2 protein-coding genes are annotated in these 2204 nt (G+C 54.8%); both read left to right on the top strand.

Features of this window, described 5'->3' with window-relative positions:
* Positions 1 to 205: 205 nt before the first annotated feature.
* A complete protein-coding gene (locus B140_RS0111330) occupies positions 206 to 814 on the top strand; it encodes a hypothetical protein (RefSeq protein ID WP_018119466.1) in 609 nt (202 codons plus the stop codon).
* Between the two features lie 10 nt (positions 815 to 824).
* On the top strand, positions 825 to 1718 hold the full coding sequence (locus tag B140_RS12775; protein WP_018119467.1) for a replication protein RepA: 894 nt from the start codon (positions 825 to 827) through the stop codon (positions 1716 to 1718).
* Positions 1719 to 2204 lie beyond the last annotated feature (486 nt).

The raw sequence follows: 2204 nt of genomic DNA on the forward strand, positions 1-2204 counted from the left end.
GACAAACTCCGCCCATTTATCACTCACCATAGATATACGCCTTCTTGTTTTTAACCTGGAGGGGCCTAGCCCTCATGATCCCGGTCTGGAGTGTACGGCACCAAGAAAAGCAGTTAAACTCATGCAACTTTAATATCTATGCAGAAAATCTTGCACTATATCTAGATGTGTGTAAAAATCGGCAGGAACCTACCAGGAGGGATGTATGCAGAGAAATCGAGTTAACCTGCTTGTTTGTGTCTACGATCAGTTGGAGTCGGGTGAGCATCTGAGCTTGCGTAGCCTGAGTACAGCGTTGTCCCGAGATGTGGGGGATCCCGCGCTGTGCGAGAAGGTGGCGGCGACTGCGGAGCCGATGACGATGGAGCGGGTGCGTGTGTGGCTGTGGGCGCTTCAGGAGCACTATCCGCAGCACTTTGGCTATCCCGCCACGGAGGCGGACATTCAGATGGTGTTTGAATACTTCGTGATGCTGTATCACCAGACGGTGGGGTCCTCGGTGTGGTCGCTGGCTTATGAGCGCGGTTTCCAGGCGGAGGACCTAGCAGAGTCGGTGTTGGTGCCTCGTAGTGTGATGGAGGGGTTCTTCTGCTCGGGGGTGGGGCTGTCTGTAGATCAGCAGGTGATGGTCGCAGAGATCCTGAGGGTGGATCGGAAGGTGTTTGCTCGGGCGGTGTCTACGACGCGGGTTTTGGCCGAGTATGGTGCTGCTACGCCGGGTGGTGCGCGGCTTTCGGCGGGGCTGCTTGATAAGGTGAGTCGGAAAATAAAAACCCCCACGATGTTGGAGCATCGCGGGGGCAGAGAAATATAAGGAATGTGATATGAATACTACTCGTTCTCGCACCGTATGCAAGTCGGCCGATTCTGGTGCCCTGACCTCGGAGGTCGAGGTTGGGTACACTACCCGTGTGCTGGTTCAGACTCTTTTCCCGTATAAGAAGCCGACCGATGGACAAAGCAAGGAGCTCGTTGTTCATCAGGGCAACACCAGGATCACGGTGTATTCGCCTGATGGGATTCCGTATGGCAAGTATCCACGGCTGATCATGGCCTACATCATCACCGAGGCAGTGCGGCGCAAGGACCTCCCCGAGGAGGAAGCCAGGCGTATCCCGTTGGGTAAGTCGATGAATGAGTTCATGGAGCGCATGGGGCTCACGTCACGAGCCTCCGGTGGTTCTACAGGCAGCATTCGGAATCTTCGTGAGCAGCTTGGGCGCCTGGTGTCCAGCTCGATTACGGTGCGCAAGGTCACTGTTGAGAAGAACAAGCAGCGGGACTCCTTCACCAACGTCAACATGATCAACCACGCGGATCTGTGGTTCACCAAAGACGCAGACCAGCTCAGTTTGCAGGGCTCGTATCTTGAGCTTACGACTGATTTTTATCGGGAAATCCTTAAGCACCCTATCCCGATTGATCTGGGGATGTTGAAGTCCTTGTCGAAGCCTAGGGCGATGGATCTGTTTATCTGGGCGACCACCCGGAAGTATTGGCTAAAGCAACCTCTCACCCTTGACTGGGATCAGGTGCAGGCACAGTTCGGGCCGAACACGCCAACAACCTCACGCGGAAAGTTGGACTTCAAAAAGAGGTTCTGCGAAGCCATCGATGAGGTGAATCAGATATGGCCCGGGGCTGATCTGTCCTACTCGCCAGAGGGGATGACCCTCCCGCCGGGTACCCCGTCAATCACACCGAGGACATCGCCCTAAGCCTCCACACCACATCCGTGCTATTTGCTCAAGACCCCATCACGCACTGCCGTGGTGGGGTCTTGAGCTATGCCCACAGAAGCTCATCGAGAGCATCTGTTCCCGTTCTGGCTCAGGGGTGCGCAGAGCTACCACCGCCTGACACCATGCGCCGAACTCCACTCACGCGGTCGAAAAACGACACCGCGCGGTGTCCGATCATCCAACCTCAAAAAGTTGCACGACTGTGCATATGAAGTTATCCACAGGCTATCACGCCCGGCGATTTTCGCATTTCCGCTGTTCAGACTGCGCATAACTAGACTCACGGGCCAGGTTGCGCATAACTAGACTCACTTTTTTAGTGATGCAGATAACAAAATGGGGTGTTTCGACATTTCCGCCGGTCAGACTGCGCATAACTAGACTCACGCAAAAACCGGCTGCGCATAACTAGACTCACTTCTGCGCATAACTAGACTCACTTCTGCGCATAACTAGACTCAC

The organism is Corynebacterium mastitidis DSM 44356 (genome assembly GCF_000375365.1).
In the GTDB taxonomy this organism is placed as follows: Bacteria; Actinomycetota; Actinomycetes; order Mycobacteriales; family Mycobacteriaceae; genus Corynebacterium; species Corynebacterium mastitidis.

What these genes read in the sequence shown, in the direction of transcription:
- B140_RS0111330 (WP_018119466.1), top strand. Translation starts at nt 206, where the DNA reads ATGCAGAGAAATCGAGTTAACCTGCTTGTTTGTGTCTACGATCAGTTG.
- B140_RS12775 (WP_018119467.1), top strand. Translation starts at nt 825, where the DNA reads ATGAATACTACTCGTTCTCGCACCGTATGCAAGTCGGCCGATTCTGGT.